The 16889-nt window shown below is 71.8% G+C and carries 15 protein-coding genes and 1 tRNA gene; 5 read left to right on the top strand and 11 right to left on the bottom strand.

The annotated features are described in order from the left end of the window. The first annotated feature begins 5 nt into the window (after window positions 1–5). Entirely contained in the window at window positions 6–1892 is a 1887-nt protein-coding gene (locus J4N02_RS01295) for an efflux RND transporter periplasmic adaptor subunit (protein ID WP_188333816.1), read from the top strand. A 31-nt stretch (window positions 1893–1923) separates the two neighbouring features. Here J4N02_RS01295 and J4N02_RS01290 read toward each other — a convergent pair whose 3' ends face one another. From J4N02_RS01290 to J4N02_RS01275, 4 genes are all read right to left on the bottom strand, one after another. Next, the gene (locus J4N02_RS01290) at window positions 1924–3036 is read right to left on the bottom strand and encodes a mannosyltransferase family protein (protein WP_188333815.1); all 1113 of its coding nucleotides are present in this window, start codon (window positions 3034–3036) and stop codon (window positions 1924–1926) included. A 10-nt stretch (window positions 3037–3046) separates the two neighbouring features. Further along, the gene (locus J4N02_RS01285; RefSeq protein WP_188333814.1) at window positions 3047–5266 is read right to left on the bottom strand and encodes a transglycosylase domain-containing protein; all 2220 of its coding nucleotides are present in this window, start codon (window positions 5264–5266) and stop codon (window positions 3047–3049) included. Between the two features lie 76 nt (window positions 5267–5342). After that, window positions 5343–6350: a TerC family protein gene (locus tag J4N02_RS01280; protein ID WP_182818227.1), complete on the bottom strand. Its 1008-nt coding sequence runs from the start codon at window positions 6348–6350 to the stop codon at window positions 5343–5345. Between the two features lie 178 nt (window positions 6351–6528). Beyond that, a tRNA-Ala gene (locus J4N02_RS01275) sits at window positions 6529–6604 on the bottom strand. Window positions 6605–6735: 131 nt separating this feature from the next. On the opposite strand from J4N02_RS01275, the gene J4N02_RS01270 reads away from it, so the two are divergent. After that, window positions 6736–7794, top strand: a complete 1059-nt coding sequence (locus J4N02_RS01270) for an LCP family protein (protein WP_188333813.1) — start codon at window positions 6736–6738, stop codon at window positions 7792–7794. Between the two features lie 37 nt (window positions 7795–7831). Here J4N02_RS01270 and J4N02_RS01265 read toward each other — a convergent pair whose 3' ends face one another. The 4 genes from J4N02_RS01265 to J4N02_RS01250 form a co-directional block, all read right to left on the bottom strand. Further along, window positions 7832–8095 carry a glutaredoxin domain-containing protein gene (locus J4N02_RS01265; protein ID WP_188333812.1) on the bottom strand — a complete coding sequence of 88 codons (264 nt, stop codon included), beginning with the start codon at window positions 8093–8095 and terminating at the stop codon, window positions 7832–7834. 2 nt (window positions 8096–8097) lie between these two features. Further along, window positions 8098–9525, bottom strand: a complete 1428-nt coding sequence (locus J4N02_RS01260) for a tyrosine phenol-lyase (protein ID WP_188333811.1) — start codon at window positions 9523–9525, stop codon at window positions 8098–8100. 84 nt (window positions 9526–9609) lie between these two features. Continuing rightward, window positions 9610–10635, bottom strand: coding sequence for an LCP family protein (locus J4N02_RS01255; RefSeq protein WP_188333810.1), 1026 nt, complete (start codon window positions 10633–10635; stop codon window positions 9610–9612). After that, window positions 10632–10781: a hypothetical protein gene (locus tag J4N02_RS01250; protein ID WP_182818232.1), complete on the bottom strand. Its 150-nt coding sequence runs from the start codon at window positions 10779–10781 to the stop codon at window positions 10632–10634. Before J4N02_RS01250 ends, J4N02_RS01255 begins: the two co-directional genes overlap by 4 nt. 34 nt (window positions 10782–10815) lie before the next feature. Here J4N02_RS01250 and J4N02_RS01245 point away from each other — a divergent pair, with 34 nt between their 5' ends. Continuing rightward, on the top strand, window positions 10816–12039 hold the full coding sequence (locus J4N02_RS01245) for a sensor histidine kinase (protein WP_188333809.1): 1224 nt from the start codon (window positions 10816–10818) through the stop codon (window positions 12037–12039). Window positions 12040–12042: 3 nt separating this feature from the next. Then, window positions 12043–12699 carry a response regulator transcription factor gene (locus J4N02_RS01240; RefSeq protein ID WP_188333808.1) on the top strand — a complete coding sequence of 219 codons (657 nt, stop codon included), beginning with the start codon at window positions 12043–12045 and terminating at the stop codon, window positions 12697–12699. A 13-nt stretch (window positions 12700–12712) separates the two neighbouring features. On the opposite strand, the gene J4N02_RS01235 is transcribed toward J4N02_RS01240, so the two are convergent. Both J4N02_RS01235 and J4N02_RS01230 read right to left on the bottom strand, forming a co-directional pair. Beyond that, window positions 12713–13375, bottom strand: coding sequence for an RNA polymerase sigma factor (locus tag J4N02_RS01235; protein ID WP_188333807.1), 663 nt, complete (start codon window positions 13373–13375; stop codon window positions 12713–12715). Between the two features lie 232 nt (window positions 13376–13607). Continuing rightward, window positions 13608–14033, bottom strand: coding sequence for a hypothetical protein (locus tag J4N02_RS01230; protein ID WP_223202489.1), 426 nt, complete (start codon window positions 14031–14033; stop codon window positions 13608–13610). Between the two features lie 83 nt (window positions 14034–14116). On the opposite strand from J4N02_RS01230, the gene J4N02_RS01225 reads away from it, so the two are divergent. Further along, entirely contained in the window at window positions 14117–15607 is a 1491-nt protein-coding gene (locus J4N02_RS01225; RefSeq protein ID WP_188333806.1) for an FGGY family carbohydrate kinase, read from the top strand. An 11-nt stretch (window positions 15608–15618) separates the two neighbouring features. On the opposite strand, the gene J4N02_RS01220 is transcribed toward J4N02_RS01225, so the two are convergent. Then, window positions 15619–16875 carry an AI-2E family transporter gene (locus tag J4N02_RS01220; protein WP_188333805.1) on the bottom strand — a complete coding sequence of 419 codons (1257 nt, stop codon included), beginning with the start codon at window positions 16873–16875 and terminating at the stop codon, window positions 15619–15621. Window positions 16876–16889 lie beyond the last annotated feature (14 nt).

The raw sequence follows: 16889 nt of genomic DNA, 5'->3' as shown, positions 1-16889 counted from the left end.
ACCCCATGACCACTCCCCCTCCCGTGCCCGGCCCCGCCCCCCTGCCGCCGGCCCGCGTCACCACCCCGCCCGAGGGCGACCGCCGCTCGGTGGCCCGCACGCGGCGCCGCCGCGTCCTCGCCGCCGCCCTGGCGCTGCTGCTCGTCGCCGGCCTCGGCTGGGCGGCGCTGCAGTCGGGCAGCCGCGGCCCGGCCGGCGCGAACCGGTACACGACCGTGGCCGCCGAGCGCGGCTCCATCACGCAGACGGTCACCACCAGCGGCACCGTCGCGCAGGTGAACGAGATGTCGGTGCGGTTCCCGGCGTCCGCCACCGTGCTCGAGGTGCGCGCGGCGGTCGGCGACACCGTGGCCCCCGGCGACGTGCTCGCCGTCATCGACGACACGGCGCTGCGCACGCAGGTGCTCACCGCCCAGGCCGCCGTGGACGCCGCCGCCCTGTCCGTCCAGCAGATGCGGCAGGCGGACGCCCCCGCGTCCGGGCCGGTGGTCCCCTCGACGCCGCGGCGTCCGGTGGTGGACGCCGGCGGCGGGATGCCGGCGCCCCCGCCGCTCGCGCTGCCCGAGGCGCCCGACCCGTACGTCGACCTCACCCCACTCGAGGCCGCCCGTGCCGAGGCCGAGGCGGCAGCCGCCGTCGTGGCCGAGCGGACCGCCCTGGCCGGCAAGGCGGTCGCCGCGATGCAGGACGCCTGCCGCCCGGTCGCCCCGACCCCCAGCGCAACGCCGAGCGCCACGCCGAGCCCCAGCGCCACGCCAAGTCCGTCGGCGACGCCCGACCCCACCCCGGACCCGTCCGCCACGGCCCTGACCACGCCGCAGCCGTCCCCCGACCCGAGCGCCACCCCCGGGCCGAGCGTGACTCCGGACCTGAGCGCGACGCCGGGTCCCCCGGCCTCACCGACGCCCGAGCCGCCGGCCTCCCCGTCCCCCGAACCCACCGTCGACTCCGAGGCCTGCCTGGCCGCGGTCGAGCAGGTCACGGCGGCGCAGGCGGCGGTGACCGAGGCCCAGGCGGCGGCGACGCTGGCGAACGCGCGCGGCCCCGAGGCCGTCGGCGGCGTGGGTGGCGCGCTCGCGGCGGCGGTCGAGCAGGTGCGCGGCTGGATCGACGCCGTGAACCGCGCCCTCGGCGGCTGGCAGCAGCAGGTGGCGCGGGCCCAGTCCGCTCCCCCGATGGGGTCGACCGACGGCGGGTTCCCCGACCTGTCCGACCTGCAGTCCGCGGGCGGGGGCGGCGCACCGGACGCCAACCGCTCGGCGATCGTGTCGGCCGAGGTCGCCCTGGCCAAGGCCCGGCGCGAGCTGGCGTCCGCCCAGGAGCACCTCGAGGCGGCGACGCTCCGCGCCCCGATGGGCGGCACCCTCTCGGCCCTGCCCTGGACCGTCGGATCGACGGCCACGGCGTCCGAGCGCGCGGTCGTGACCGCGCCGGGGGCGGTGACGGTCAGCGTGACCGTGCCGGCGTCCCAGTTCCTGGCGCTCAGGCAGGGGCAGCAGGCCACCGTGCGGGCGGCCGGCGGGGTCGAGGCCGTGGCGACCGTCGCCAGCAAGGCCCTGGTCCCGAACGCCATGGGCGCCTTCCCGGTGACGATCCTGACGACGGGTGAGAACGCGCAGGGGCTGCCCGGCGGCTCCTCGGCCACCGTCGAGATCGGTGTCGGCAGCGCCACCGATGTGGTCGTGGTCCCGCTGTCGGCGGTCACGCGGACGGACACAGAAGGCACGGTGCGCCTCCTGCGGGGCGACGAGGTCGTCGAGGTCCCGGCCCGGTTCGGCAGCGTGGGTGACACGCACGTCGAGGTGCTCGAGGGCGTCGCGGTCGGGGACCTGCTGGTCGTCGCCGACGCCGCGCGCCCGTTGCCGGGGCTCGACTTCGGCGGACCGGGCTGATCGACCCGTCAGGCGGGAACGGCGGCCGGGCTCAGCTGGCCCAGCGGCCGGTGAAGTACAGCCAGGCCCACAGGCACTGGACGCCCACCGCCAGCAGGCCCAGCAGCACGCCCAGCGCCTGCCACGCCGGCTTGTGCTTGCGCGCCTCGACGAACTCGCCGACCAGCCGCCACAGCGGGAACCACAGCAGCACGGCGCGGTTCACGCTCATCAGCCAGTAGGACAGCGAGAAGGCCAGCACCTGGACGCCCACCCAGGCGGCCTCCGCCACCCGGCGGCGGAACAGGGCCACCACGGCCACGACGAGGCCGACGATCCACGAGACGAGCTCGGCGCGGAACAGCCACGGCCACTCGGGGTGGTCGGCGTTGGGGCGCCACAGGGTGTCCCAGTGGTTGCGCAGGGCCTCCCAGGGCCAGTGGAAGCCACGGTCCCAGCCGGCCTCCTGCGCGGAGAACCAGGCCGTCCACGTGCCGGTGAGCCCGTAGAGGTAGACCACGTAGGCGACGATCACCGCCGTCGGCAGCACCAGCCAGGCCAGGCGGGCGCCCAGGCCGCCGTCCCGGGCCCCAGTGCGACGCGAGGGGCGGCGTCCCTGCGAGATGGCGAGGATCACCAGCGCCCCGATGAGGAACAGCCCCGACACCCGCAGCGTGCACGCCAGCGCGGCGAGCAGCGCGGCCTGCCCCCAGCGGCGCTGGCTGGCACGCTCCCAGGACCAGAAGGCGGCCGCCATGAACGGCGACTCGGTGTAGGGGACGGCCGTGAACACCGCGGTCGGCGCGAGCAGCCACGCGATCGCCCCCCACGTGCCGGCGATGCGCTTGAGCGCGAAGGCCGCCACGAGCGAGCAGGCCAGGGCCAGGATCGAGCCCCACAGGACGGGCGAGAGCCCGATCTCCATGAACCCGCGCAGCACCAGCGGCAGGCCGGGGAAGAACGCCATCTCCTGCGGGTCGGCGTAGCCCTCCCGCGCGATGAGGAGGAAGTGCGCGACGTCCCACTGGGCGACGACGGACTCGAGGCTGCGGCGTCCGGTCACCGCCAGCGCCACCGCGATGACGGCGAACAGCAGCCGCGTGACGAGCCACACCTGCACGACCAGCAGGTTCTCGTCGACCAGCCGCCTCACGGTCCTCGCCACGGGAGGTGGGTCAGCCGTTGCCGCCGCCGGGGGCTCCCGGGGTCTCCCTGTTGCGGCCCGGGGGGCCGCCGGGGGTCTGGGACGGCGTCGGCTGCGCCGGCGGCGGCTCCGGGGACGGGGTGTCCGAGGGGGCGGGCTCGGGCGACGGCTCGGGCTCAGGCGTCGGCTCCGGCGTCGGCTCGGGCGACGGCGTCTCGGACGCCGTGGGCTCCGAGGTCGCGGTGGCCCGCGGGGTCGGCGGGGAGGTGAAGTTGCCGGTCTCGTTCATGCGCGTGGGGCCGGGGAAGGCGATCTTCTCCTTGCCCTCCATCGCGACCTTCATGAACTCCAGCCAGCCCGGGGCGGTGTAGGTCGACCCGTACACGTTGCCGCCGAGATCGCTGATGCCCTGCTCGCCACCGGTCAGGACGACCGCGGTCGAGATCTGCTGCGTGGCGCCGATGAACCAGGTCGACCGCGTCTCCTCCTTGTTGGAGTCGTAGTAGGTACCGGTCTTGCCGGCGGTCGGGTAGCCGAGCGAACGCATGCCCCGGGCGGTGCCGTCCTCGACGACCTTGGTCAGCGCGTAGGCGGCGTTGCGGGCGATGTCGGGCTCGATCGTCTGGTCCTGCACCAGGGTGGGCTGGTAGATGACCTCACCCTTCATGTCACGGACCTCGGCCACGATGTGGGTGTTGGAGCGCTTGCCCTCGTTCACCAGCGTCGCGAGCGCGCGCGCGGCGTTGAGGGGGCTCACCTCGAGGTAGCCCAGCGCGATGGAGGGCTGGAAGTGACGCTCGTCCACCTCGGTCAGGGCACCGGCGTCGATGGCGGCCTGGGCGACCTTGCGGGGGCCATCGTCCATCTGCATGGTCATGTCGACGTAGGCGGTGTTGACCGACTTCGTGGTCATGTCCTGCAGCGTGATCCAGCCGTAGTTGCCGCCGCCGGCGTTGGACACCTCGCTGTCGCCGATCTTGAGCTTGTTCTTCCCGTTGAACTTCGTGTTCAGGGTGGCACCCTCACGGAGGCCGGCGACCAGGGCCCAGGGCTTGAAGGTCGACCCGGTGGGTCGGGGGGTCTCGGCCCAGGGGATCTCGCTGGTCACGAAGTCGGGGCCGTTGTACTCGGCCAGGATCGCACCGGTCTTCGTGTCGACCGAGGCGATGGCCGGGTGGTACCAGAGCGGGTCGTGCCCCTCGCCGGAGTTCTTGGCGATGCGCTCGGCCATGTTGGCGGCCGCCGTGACCGCGGCGTCCTGCAGGCGCTTGTCGATCGTCGTGATGATCTTGAGGCCACCACCCTCGATCTGGGCGGCGTCGAAGCCGGCGGTGAGCAGTTCGTCCTTGACCTTGTTCACCAGGAAGCCGTTGGGCCCCCCCAGGCGGTTCTCGACGCTCAGGCGCGGGAAGTCGGGCAGCGTGGTGTAGATCTCGTCCTTGCGCGCCTCGGTCATGTACCCGACCTTCACCATCTGGTTGATCGTGTACTGGTAGCGCTCGAGCAGGTCCGCACGCTGCTTGTCGCCGCGCGCCGGGTCGAGGTGGTTGGGGGCGTTGATGATCGCCGACAGCGCGATGGCCTGCTGGTCGTCGAGGTCCTTGGCGTCCTTGGAGAAGTACGCCTGCGCCGCGGTCTGGATGCCGTACGCGCCGCGCCCGAAGTAGACCGTGTTGAGGTAGCCCTCGAGGATCTCCTCCTTGGTCAGGTCCTGGCTGACCTTCAGCGCCACCATGATCTCGGTGAGCTTGCGGGTGATCGTCTTGTCCTGGGTGAGGTAGCGCACCTTCACGTACTGCTGGGTGATCGTCGAGCCACCGACCGTGTCGACGCCCGGCGTCAGCGCGGTCTGCACCGCGCGCAGCAGGCCCGGGACCGAGATGCCCCGGTCCTCCCAGAACGTCTCGTTCTCGGCCGCGACGATGGCCTGCTTCACGTTCTCGGGCATCTCGCTGAGCGGGATCGACTGCCGGTTGTGCACGAAGAACGTGCTCATCGGCTGCTCGCCGTCACTGAAGTAGACGGTCGAGACGTTGGTCTGGAACTCGTCGTTCGGCTTCGGGATCGTGGTGTTGGCGTAGATGAACACGAAGGCCCCGACGCCGAGGACGGCGACCGTCAACGCGAGGATGCCGATCCACTTGAACAAGCCCAGCGCGATCTGTCCGCCGGTGCGCTTGCCACGCTGGTGCGGGGCGCCGCCACGGGGAGCTCGCGAGGCGCCGCCGGCGGCGCGCTTCGAGTCAGTCATGCAGGATCCTCACTCTCGTGGTCAGCTGGTCGCCGATACCACACCCGATCCAGCGTAGTTGCCCTTCCCCCAGAAATCAGAACCGTGTTGCCGTCGGCAGCTGTTCGGACGCCGCGGGCCCGGCCTCGGCGGTGGCCTGCTTCCGGGTGGAGACGAGGCTCGTCACGGTCACGAGGGCGAGGACGCCGACGATCACCACGAGGCTGGCCAGGGTCGGGACCGTGGGGACCCACGCCCAGATGCCGTGCGCCCAGTGCAGGACGAGCTTCACCCCGATGAAGGCCAGGATGACCGCGAGCCCGTGGCTGAGGTGGACCAGCTTGGACAGGACGCCGGCGAGCACGAAGTAGAGCGCGCGCAGGCCCAGCAGGGCGAAGGCGTTGGTGACGAACACGAGGTACGGGTCGCCGGTGATGCCGTACACGGCCGGCACGGAGTCGACGGCGAAGACGACGTCAGTGAACAACACGGTGAGGATCGCCACCGCGAGCGGGGTGAGCGCGCGGCGTCCGTTCTCGGTGACGGTCCAGCGGGTGCCGTGGTAGTCCTCGGTCACGGGCCAGATCCTGCGGATCCAGCGCACGACCCGCATCTCGGAGACCGGGGTGTGCGCACCGCCGCCCGCGGCGTCCTTCCACACCTTGACCGCGGTCAGCAACAGGATCAGGCCGAAGACCAGGAACGTGAACGAGAACGACGCGATCAGCGTCGCCCCCAGCGCGATGAACACCGCACGCAGGACCAGCGCGCCGGCGACACCGATGAGAAGGACCCGCTGTTGCAGCTCCTTGGGCACGGCGAACGCCCCGAGGATCAGCATGAACACGAAGAGGTTGTCGACGCTGAGGCTCTTCTCGACGAGGTAGCCGGTGTAGTACTCCAGCCCCGTCTGGCCGCCGTACTGCGCCAGCAGCCAGCCGCCGAACGCCACCGGCAGGGCGACGTAGAACACCGACCAGCCGACGGCCTCCTTCATGGAGACCTCGTGCGGGCGGCGGGTGATGACGAAGTCGAGGGCGAACAGGGCCAGGATGCCGGCGATGGTCCAGCCCCAGAGCGCGGGCGTGGCGATGGAGTCGAGCATGGGTCTCCTCAGATCGATGTCGGTCTGAGGTCTCCTCCACCCGGATCGGGCGCTCCGCCGGGGATGGTGTCATCCGAAGTGGCCGGCGGGGACTTGTGGAGTACTCCCCTCGTGCTTCCAGCATAGAGGGTGGTGGTTGACCAGGCAACCTCACGACACCAAGAGGCTCGGTCAGTGGTGGTGGAGCCAAGGGGACTCGAACCCCTAACCCCCTGCTTGCAAAGCAGGTGCGCTACCAATTGCGCCATGGCCCCGGCGGAGGACAAGTGTACGCCACGGCGTCCGGCTGCCAGCAACCCGGGCGCGAGCGCTCCATCCCTCCTTGACAGACCCACCTAGGCTTGGGTCGGGACCGCACCCGCCACCCCGGTCCGCGGAGGGCCTCATGGCAACGACGAAGAAGCCGATGCGCCGACGCATCCTGCTCGCGACGCTGGTGTTCGCGCTGGTCGCGGTGCTGGGGTTCGGCGGCTTCTACGCCTGGACCGTCCAGCAGGCGCTCTCGGGGGTGCCGCGCGAGGACCTGATGCCCGACGACTCGCCGATGACCGTCGACCCGGACCTGGACACCACCCCCAACCTGGGGGACGCCGACGACTCCGGCCCGGCCGAGGAGGAGACCGACGGGACGATCGAGGGCGGGCTGGCCGAGCCCGGCGGCTCGATCAACCCGGCGCGACCCGGCCCCGGGGCCGACGGCACGCTGAACATCCTGCTGCTCGGGTCGGACTCCCGGGGCAACGACCGCGGGCGCAGCGACGTGATGATCCTCGCCCACGTACCCCCGGCGCGCGACAAGGTCTACCTGGTCTCGTTCACCCGCGACATGTGGGTCACCGTGCCCGGACGGGGCGCGGCCAAGATCAACGCGGGCTACGCGTACGGCGGCGTCCCCCTGGCGGTGCGCACGGTCGAGAACCTGATCGGCACCCGCATCGACCACGCCGCGATGATCAACTTCGACGGCTTCATCGGCCTCACCGACGCGCTCGGCGGCGTGACGGTGAACAACAAGCACGCCAGCCCCGGGTTCCCGCGCGGGCAGGTGACGCTGAGTGGCGAGAAGGCGCTCGCCTACGTGCGTGAGCGCAAGAACCTGCCGCGTGGTGACCTCGACCGGGCGGAGCGCCAGCGGCTGGTGCTGCAGGCGATCGCCGGCAAGCTCCTCTCTGCCGACACCCTCGCGAACCCGGCTCGGTTCAGCGCGGTGGCGAACCGGCTGGGCAGCTTCGTCACCGTCGACCAGGGCCTCACGAACGGCCAGATCGTGTCGATCGGGACGTCCCTGCGCCTCACCGGTGGCGGCGACGTCGTGAGCCTGCAGGCCCCCATCTCGGGCTTCGGCCGCAGCAGGGGCGGCCAGTCGATCAACCTCGTGGACTGGCCGCGGATGCGCTCGATGGCCGACGCCATCCACAACGGGACGATGGCCTCCTACCGCTGACCCCGGCCACGACCGGCGCAGGCCCGCGGCGTCCGGATCACTCGGGGTCGGAGCCGAACAGGCCCATCTTCCCGGCGACCTCGGCACCGTCGGGGTTGGTGTCGTGGGACCCGTCGGGGTAGACGACGGTGGGCACGACCCGGTCGCCCCCGTTGAGGGAGCGCACCAGGTCGGCGGCCTCGTCGTCGGCGTCCACGTCGACCTCGTCGAACGCGACCCCGAAGTACCGCAGGTCGTTCACCAACGACCTCGAGTACGGGCACCACGTCGTGGTGTACACCGTGGGGCGATCGCCAGCCACCGTCAGACCTTCGGCTCGAAGCGGGCCTGGAAGAAGCGCAGGTAGCGCGGCTCGTAGACCATCTCGAGCCCCTTCACCGAGGCGCGGTGGTCCCAGCACTCCTTGACCGACTCGGCCACGACGTCCATGTGCGCCTGGGTGTAGACCCGGCGCGGGATGGTGAGCCGGACCAGCTCCAGCCTGGGCTTGTGGTTCTCGCTGGTCACGGCGTCCCTACCGGCCGAGACGATGCCGCGCTCCATGGCCCGCACGCCCGACTCGAGGTAGAGCTGCGCCGCGAGCATCTGGGCGGGGAACTCCTCCTGGTCCAGGTGCGGGTAGAAGCCGCGCGCGTCCAGGAAGATGCCGTGGCCGCCGACGGGCTTCACGAACGGGATCCCCCACTGCTCCAGCAGCATGCCGAGGTAGCGCACCTGGCCGACGCGCGACTTCATGTAGGAGTCGTCGAGCGACTCGCGGATGCCGATCGCCATGGCCTCCATGTCGCGGCCGGCCATGCCGCCGTAGGTGTGCAGGCCCTCGTAGACGACGACCATGTTGCGGGCCTCCTCGAAGACCTCGCGGTCGTTGGTGGAGAGCCAGCCGCCGATGTTGACCAGCGGGTCCTTCTTGCCCGACATGGTGGCGCCGTCGGAGTAGGAGCAGAACTCCTTGAGGATCTCGGCGATCGGCTTGTCGGCGTAGCCCTCCTCGCGCTCCTGGATGAACAGGGCGTTCTCGACCGCGCGGGTGGCGTCCAGGTAGATCGCGATGCCGTGCTCGGCGGTCAGCTCGCGGACCGCCCGCATGTTCGCCATCGAGATCGGCTGCCCGCCGGCCATGTTCACCGTCGCGGCGACGCACACGTACGGGATCTTGTCGGCGCCCACCTCGTCGATCAGGCAGCGCAGCTTGTCGAGGTCGACGTTGCCCTTGAACTCGGCCAGCGAGGAGGTGTCGTGCGCCTCGTCCACGATGATGTCGTGGAAGGTGGCCCCGTTGGCCTCCTGGTGGTAGCGCGTGGTGGTGAAGTACATGTTGCCCGGCACGTGGTCGCCCGGCGTGATCTTCACCGAGCTCAGGATGTTCTCCGCGCCGCGGCCCTGGTGGGTGGGCACGAGGTACTCGTAGCCGTAGCACTCCTTCACCGTGCGCTCGAGGTGGTAGAAGTTCTCGCTGCCGGCGTAGGCCTCGTCGCCGACCATCATCCCGGCCCACTGGCGGTCGCTCATCGCGTTGGTGCCCGAGTCGGTCAGCAGGTCGATGTACACGTCGCGGCTGTGCAGCAGGAAGGTGTTGTACCCCGCCTCGGCCAGGGCCTTCTCGCGCTGCTCGCGCGTGGTCATGTACAGCGGCTCGACGACCTTGATCTTGTACGGCTCGGCCCAGCTGCGGCGGTCCTGCTGCTGCCCCATCGTGTGCAGCGAGGAGGGGCGACTCTGCTCATCCATGCCCGGAACCCTACGCAGGGGCCCGTCGCTACGGGAGGCCAGCGGGTGCCTCAACAGTTCAGTCTCGGACGCCGCGGGTGCGGCTCAGCGGCCCCCGGCCAGCGGCTGGTCCTTGTACTTGGCCGCGTAGTCGGCCATGGTCCCGGTGCGCACGGCCTGCGCCATCTCGGCGAGCTGTGGCTCGTTGACGATGTCGATCGACTGGCCGTCGCCCGACGTCCCGAACCCGGAGATCGGCGCCTGCAGGATCACGATGTCGTCGCCGGAGTTCACCCGCATGCTGGTCGCCGTTGAGAAGATCACCTGGTTGGTCAGTCCCTCGTCGACCGTGAAGTACTGGCCGAGCTGGCCCATGACCTCGTTGAACTTCAGCGGGTTGGCGAGCACGTCGAGGGTCAGCATCTTCATCAGGATCGCCTTGACCACCGCGCGCTGCCGCTCGGCCCGGTCGAGGTCGCCGTTGGGCAGGCCGTATCGCTGCCGGACGTAGGTCAGCGCCTCCTCGCCCTGGATCGTCACCTCGCCCTTGGGCCAGCTGTACTCCCCCACGGAGGAGGCGTGCTTGTTGTTCACCGTGACCCCGCCCAGCTGGGTCGTCAGCCCCATGAAGCCGTCGAAGTTGATCTTGGCGGCGTGGTCCATCCGCACGCCGACCAGCGACTCGAGCGTGCGGGTCGCGAGCGCCTCGCCGCCGTAGGCGTACGCGGCGTTGATCTTGGCCTGCCCGCGCCCGGGGATCTGCACCCACATGTCACGGGGGAAGGACACGATGTAGACCTTGTCGCGGGTCGGCGGGACGTGGGCGAGCATCAGCACGTCGCTGCGCCCCCGGTCGCCGTCGCCGCGGGAGTCGCTGCCCATCAGCACATAGTTGAACGAGCCCTCCACCGACGCGTCGGCGGCCGGGCGCTCGGGGTCGTCGGTCTCCCCCGACGGGAGCAAGGTGTTGGTGCGCTCGATGTCGCTCGCGGTGGACCACATCCGCCACACGTAGAAGCCGCCCACCATCATCGCGAGCGCCACGACGATGCCGATGACGGCGAAGAACCAGGTGAGGAACCCGTTCCGGCGCCGGCGTGGTTCCTCCATGGCGCGCCCAGGCCTGCTCATGCGTCGTCCCTCCGGGGTTCGCCCGCGAGGGCGTCGGTGGCGGCGGCCCACACCCGGGCATCCCGATCACGACGCTCGCGTCGGCTGCGCAGCACGGCGGCCGCCCCCAACGCGAGAGCCGACACGACCAGGGGCACCGCTCTCATGGCCGCCATTGTAGGCGCGAATAGGCTGGGCCCGATGAGCGTGATCGATGTGCTGTTCCCGCCGGGTGCGTCCCAGCGGGACTGGGTCGCGGACGGCATCCTCGCCGTCTCCGTGACGCTGGTCGCGATCGTGCCCTACATCACCCTGTTCACCATCCCGATCGACTACTCGGCGCTGTACGCGCTGTCGGCGTCGTTCACCCTCCCGCTGGCGCTCCGGCGGCACGCACCGCTGGCGATGCTGGCGCTGTGCACGCTGGCGGGGGTGTTCCAGCTGCTGCTGATCCCGGTGCCCACGGCGTCCCTGATCGCGGTGCCCATCGTCGCCTACAGCGTCGCCCGCTGGGTGGCCGGCCACCTGGCCCGCTCGGTGATCGTCATCGGCGCGTTCGCGTCGGTGCTCGGCCCGATGCGCTGGTTCGCGGGGTTCGACACCAACCCCAGCGCCGACATCCTGTTCTGGGGCGCCTGCCTGGGCGCGGTGCTCACCCCCTACGCGATCGGCCGGCGCACCCGCGAGGTCGCCGAGTCGCGCGCCGCGCAGGTGCAGGCCGCCGAGGAGCGGTACACCCTGCTGCTCGCCGAGCGGGAGCAGCAGACCAAGCTCGCCGAGGCGTCCACCCGCGCGATGATCGCGCGCGAGCTGCACGACATCGTGGCCCACTCGCTGTCGGTCATGATCGTCCAGGCCGAGGGCGGGCGGGCCGCGGCCACGCGCAAGCCCGAGGCGGCCGCCGAGGCCCTCGACACCATCGCCGAGACCGGCCGCGAGGCCCTGCACGAGATGCGCCGCATCGTCGGGGTGCTGCGCTCCGACCCCGGCGCCGCCGAGCCGCCGAACTACGCCCCGATGCCCACGCTGCACGACATCCCCGACCTCGTGCACCGCACCTCCGACCGGGCCCGTCTGGTCGTCAACGGCACCCCCTTCACCGTCCCGCAGGCGTTGTCGCTGACGATCTATCGGGTGACGCAGGAGGCGCTGACGAACTTCCTCAAGCACGCCGGCCCGGGCGCGCACGCGCTGGTCACGCTCGACTACGGCCGCGACGCGCTGACGGTCGACGTGGTGGACGACGGCGAGGGCATCGAGAACCCGACGGACGGCGGCGGCAACGGCCTGCGCGGCATGTACGAGCGCGTCACGTCGATGGGTGGCACGCTGAAGGCGGGGCCCCTGGCCGGGCGGCCGGGGTTCCGCGTGACCGCCTCGATCCCCTTCCGCGACAACACGCCCGCCCCGGCGAGGAGGAGCTGACCCATGGCCATCCGCGTGTTCCTGGCCGACGACCAGGCGCTGGTGCGCAGCGGCTTCCGCATGCTGATCGACTCGGAGGACGACCTCGAGGTCGTCGGTGAGGCGCCCGACGGCGCCCAGGCCGTCCGCGCCCTGCTGGCCGACCCGGCCGACGTCGTGCTCATGGACATCCGCATGCCGGTGATGGACGGCGTCGAGGCCACCCGGCGCATCGTCGAGGCGCGGCTGGGCACCAAGGTGCTGGTGCTGACCACCTTCGACCTGGACGAGTACGCGTTCGCCGCACTGAAGGCCGGGGCGTCCGGCTTCCTGCTCAAGGACGCGCGCCCGGTCGACCTGCTGAACGCGATCCGCAATGTGGCCGCCGGCGACGCCGTCGTCGCCCCCTCGACCACCCGCCGGCTGCTCGACCACGTGGCGCCGACCCTGTCGCCCACGCCGGGCGAGCACGACCCCCGCTTCGCGCTGCTCACCGAGCGCGAACGCGAGGTGCTGCTCGAGGTCGCGACGGGGGCCACCAACGCCGAGATCGCCCAGAACCTGTACATGGCCGAGGGCACCGTCAAGACCCACATCGGGCGGCTGCTCACCAAGCTGCAGGCCCGCGACCGCGTCGGGCTGGTGCTGTTCGCCTACGAGAACGGCCTCGCCGGGCGCTGAGCCCGCGGTCATGTCACCCGGCCAGCAGGTCGGTCAGCTCGGGCGCGACGGCGCGCAGCGCCCGCACCCCCTTGGAGCACCGCCAGCGGACTGTCTCGGCCGACATCCCCAGCACCGCCCCCGCCGCGCTGCTGGAGCGGCCGTCCACGTAGACCACCTCCAGCGTGCGGCGGGTGAGGCCGTCGATGGCACCGAGTCGGACGCCGGCGTCCAGCACCGTCGTCGCGTCGGCCAGCGGGTCGGGCACCGGGCCGCCGGGCAGGGCCATGACCGCCCGCGGACGGGTGGCCTTCACCGACTTCAGGGTGTCGAGGGCCAGGTTCGCCGCCACCCGTCGCGGACGCCGCGCGACCGGGTAGGTGGCCACCCGCACCCACAGGGCGGCGAGGTAGTCGTCGACGTCGGCGCCGTCGTCGCGCACCGCCATCAGGATCATCTTCGGCAGCATCGCCTGCACGACCACGCGGCCGGCCAGCGCGTCCCCCTCCGCCTGGAGCCCGAGCAGCGCCAGGAGCACGGTGTCGGGCGCCGACCGCACGCCGGCGAGCACGTCGCCGAGGGTGCCGAGGGGCAGCGCGGGGACCGCCCGCCAGCTCAGCGGAGCCGGTTCGTCGGCGAGGGTCGACCACTCATCGTTGAGGGCGGTCACGGTGCGGGAGAGGCCGGTGCACGTCATGCCGGCGAGCCTGTCGGGCGGGTGTTGTCCGAGGTGTTGTCCGGGCGGCGGCCGGTGTTGTCAGCCCCGAAATTTCTCCATCAGGGCCGAGCGGTTCCTGACGATGTGGAGAGGGTTAACAAATCGTTATCGCATCCGGACCGGCAGCGTTGCGCGAGGCCAGTTTCTCACCTTACTCTCAGAATTGCCCGGGGAGCTGCAGGTTGGGGTGCCGCAGCTCCTCGGCGCAGTTTCAGGCGCTGTCGGGGTCGAGCACCCGGGCGAGGAAGTCGGCGAGGTCGCCGCTCTCCCCGTCACGACCGCCGCGACCGACCACCATCTCGGGCGGGGACGCCTCAAGCTTCACCCCGGTGAAGCGGCCGAACGTCGAGGACGGCACGGTCAGCACGTACCACTCCCCCTGCTCCCCGATCGCGATGCTGCGCTTGCGGTTGACGTACCAGCCGGTCTTGTCGGTGCGGACCTGCCGCCCGTCGAGCTGCGTGGCGACCAGCCGCTCGGGGGCGATCCCCCTCGCCCGGACGGCGACCAGGAAATCATCGATCAGGACCTGGGCCGCCTGGGCCTCACCGCGGCGCGCGGAGGCGGCCAGGTCGGCCATGCGGCGGGCGGCCTCGCGGCGGTCGACGGGCGGCTGGTCGGCCGAGGGATCGGGCATGGGCCCATCGTAGGTGCGAGGTTTCGCCACGGCGGGGGCGCGACTGGCCTAGCGTGGGTGCATTCCTCAACCGGGAGCTGCACATGACGGCATCGCTGACCACCCGCCTGGACGAGGCCCGGGCCCCCTTCGTCCTCGCCATCGACGTGGGTTCGACCGGCACGCGCGCCGGCATCTTCGACGCGCACGCCCGCCCGGTGAAGGGCCACCGCACCAAGGTCGGCCACGCGTTCACCACCATCGCCAACGGCACCTCCACCATCGACCCCGACCAGGTCACCGCCGAGGTGCGGCAGGTGATCTCGGCCGTGGTCGAGGGGTTCCCCCACCCCATCGACGGGGTCGCCATCGACACGTTCGCGTCCTCCCTGGTCGGGGTGGACGCCGCGGGTGCGGCCATCACCCCCTGCTACACCTACGCCGACAGCCGCTCCTCGGCGCAGGTGAACTACCTCAAGAGCATCCTCAACGAGGACGACACCCAGCAGCGCACCGGCACCCGCCAGCACACGGGCTACCTGCCGAGCCGGTTCCTGTGGCTGAAGCAGACCGACCCGCGCACGTTCGAGCGGGTGCGCCAGTGGATGAGCCTCGGCGAGTACGCGTGGCTGCGCATCATCGGCACCACGGCCGCCGGCACGTCGACCGCCGCGTGGACCGGCATGCTCAACCGCCGCGAGGGCACGTGGGACGCCACCCTCCTCGACCTGGTCGGCGTCGACGTCGAGGAGCTCTCCCCCATCGCGCCACCCTCGGCGCCGCTCACCCCGGTGACGGCGGTCGGCGGAACCTGGCCCGTGCTGGCCGACGCCGTCTGGTTCGCCCCGATCTCCGACGGCCACAGCCAGTCGATCGGGGCCGGCTCGGTCGACTCCTCGACGATGGTGCTGTCCGCAGCCACCTCGGGCGCCATGCGCGTGCTGGTGGCGGGCGACCTCGACAACCTGCCCCGCGGGTTGTGGTGCAACCGGATCGACGAGACGTCCTCGATCCTGGGCGGCGCGCTCAACGACGTCGGCCGCGCCGTGACCTGGCTCGAGGAGACCCTGCGCCTGCCGCCCGCCGCCGAGCTCGCCGAACTGGTGGTCTCGGACCCGGTGCCCGGCCTGCCCGTCGTACTGCCGTGGTTCTCCGGCGAGCGGTCCACCGGCTGGGTCGGCGAGGCCCGCGCGGTGCTGCACCGGGTGTCGGCCGCCACCACGGCGTCCGACCTCTACCGGGCCACGATCGAGGGGGTGGCCCTGTCGTACGTGCGCATGCTGCGCGACCTGGTCACGGTCGCCGGACGCCCCACCGAGATCATCGCGACCGGCCGGGTCACCGCCGACCAGCCCGGCCTGATGCAGGCGATCGCGGACGCCGCGAGCGTGCCCGTCACGCCGCTCACCCTCAAGCGGTCGACGCTGCGCGGGACGGCCCTGCACACGCTGCCGGTGCTCGCCCCGGGCGTGACGCCGGCCGCGGCGCCGCGCGGGGAGCCGTTCCTCCCGCACCCCGACCGACTGGGCTACTACCAGCGCCGCATGGAGCGGTTCCAGGTCGTCTACGACAAGCTGATCGCGCACGCCAACTGACGGGCAAGGGCTCAGGCGCGGGTCGAGCCCCCGCGGCGCTCCTCCTGCTCGAGCGCGGCCTCCTGCTCGGCCTGCTCCTCGACGAGCCAGCGCGGGGTGGCGTCGCCGATGCGGCGCGGGTTGCGCACGGGTTCGCGCGGGCCGATGAGGGTCTTGGGCGGGGTCAGCAGCGCGCGCCCGCCCTTGCCCAGGCCCGGGAAGGGGTCGGAGCCGTTCAGGTACAGCACCATGCTCTTGATCGTGGCGATCACCGGCACGACGAACAGGGCGCCGACCAGGCCGAGGATGTAGGTGGCGCCGGCGACCGACAGCAGGATGAGCAGCGGGTGCACGTCGACGGCCTTGCCCATGAGGATCGGGCTGAGCACGTTCGCCTCGAGCTGCTGCACGAGGATGCACACGAGCAGCATCAGCAGCGCCACCCCGGGCCCCTGGAACGCCAGCGCCATCGCGACGGCGACCGCGCTGGAGACCACGGCCCCCACGAAGGGGATGAAGCACAGGATGAACGTGATCGCGATGATCGGGATCACGAACGGCACGCCGAGGAGGAGGGCGCCCAGGCCGATGCCCGCGGCGTCCACGGCGGCGACGAGCAGCTGGGTGCGGCAGTAGGTGCCGAGCGTGACCCACCCGCGGCGGGCCGCCTGCCACGCCTCGCGGTGCAGGTGCTGGGGCAGCAGCACGACAAGGGCGGCCGCGATGCGGTCGCCCTGGGCGAGGAAGAAGAACGTGGCCACCATGGCCAGCACCGCCGAGACCAGGAACCCGGCCACGCCGACCCCGGCGCCGAGCGCGCCCTGGGCGATGCCGGACTGGTTCTCCTGCAGCCAAGTCGTCGCCTGGCCGACCAGGTCGTCGACCTGGGCCTCGGTGAGGGGGGTGGCGGCGATGGCGAGGTCCCGCAGCTGGGCGAGTTGGGCGCCGAACACGTCGACGATCTCGCCCATGCCGCCGGCCAACTGGGTGCCCGCGATCCACAGCGCCCCGACGACCACCGCGAACGCGATGAGCACCGTGAGCAGGGCGCCCAGCGAGCGCGGCAGCTTCAGCTTGTGGTTGAGCAGCACCTGCAACGGCATGAGCAGGCCGGTGAACAGCACCGACAGCGCCACCGGCACGAGGATCGCGCCGAGAAGGTAGCCGGCGTCGGCGAGCGTGCGCAGCGCCAGGCCCACCGCGATGATCAGCACGCTGACCACCAGCACCCCGCGCACCAGCGGATGCCTCGGCAGCACGGAACGACCCCCCGCGTCGTTGCTTGTCATGGGCACATTGTGCA

Source organism: Propioniciclava sp. MC1595 (genome assembly GCF_017569205.1).
GTDB lineage: Bacteria > Actinomycetota > Actinomycetes > Propionibacteriales > Propionibacteriaceae > Propioniciclava.
This window is presented reverse-complemented; position numbering and strand designations above follow the sequence as displayed.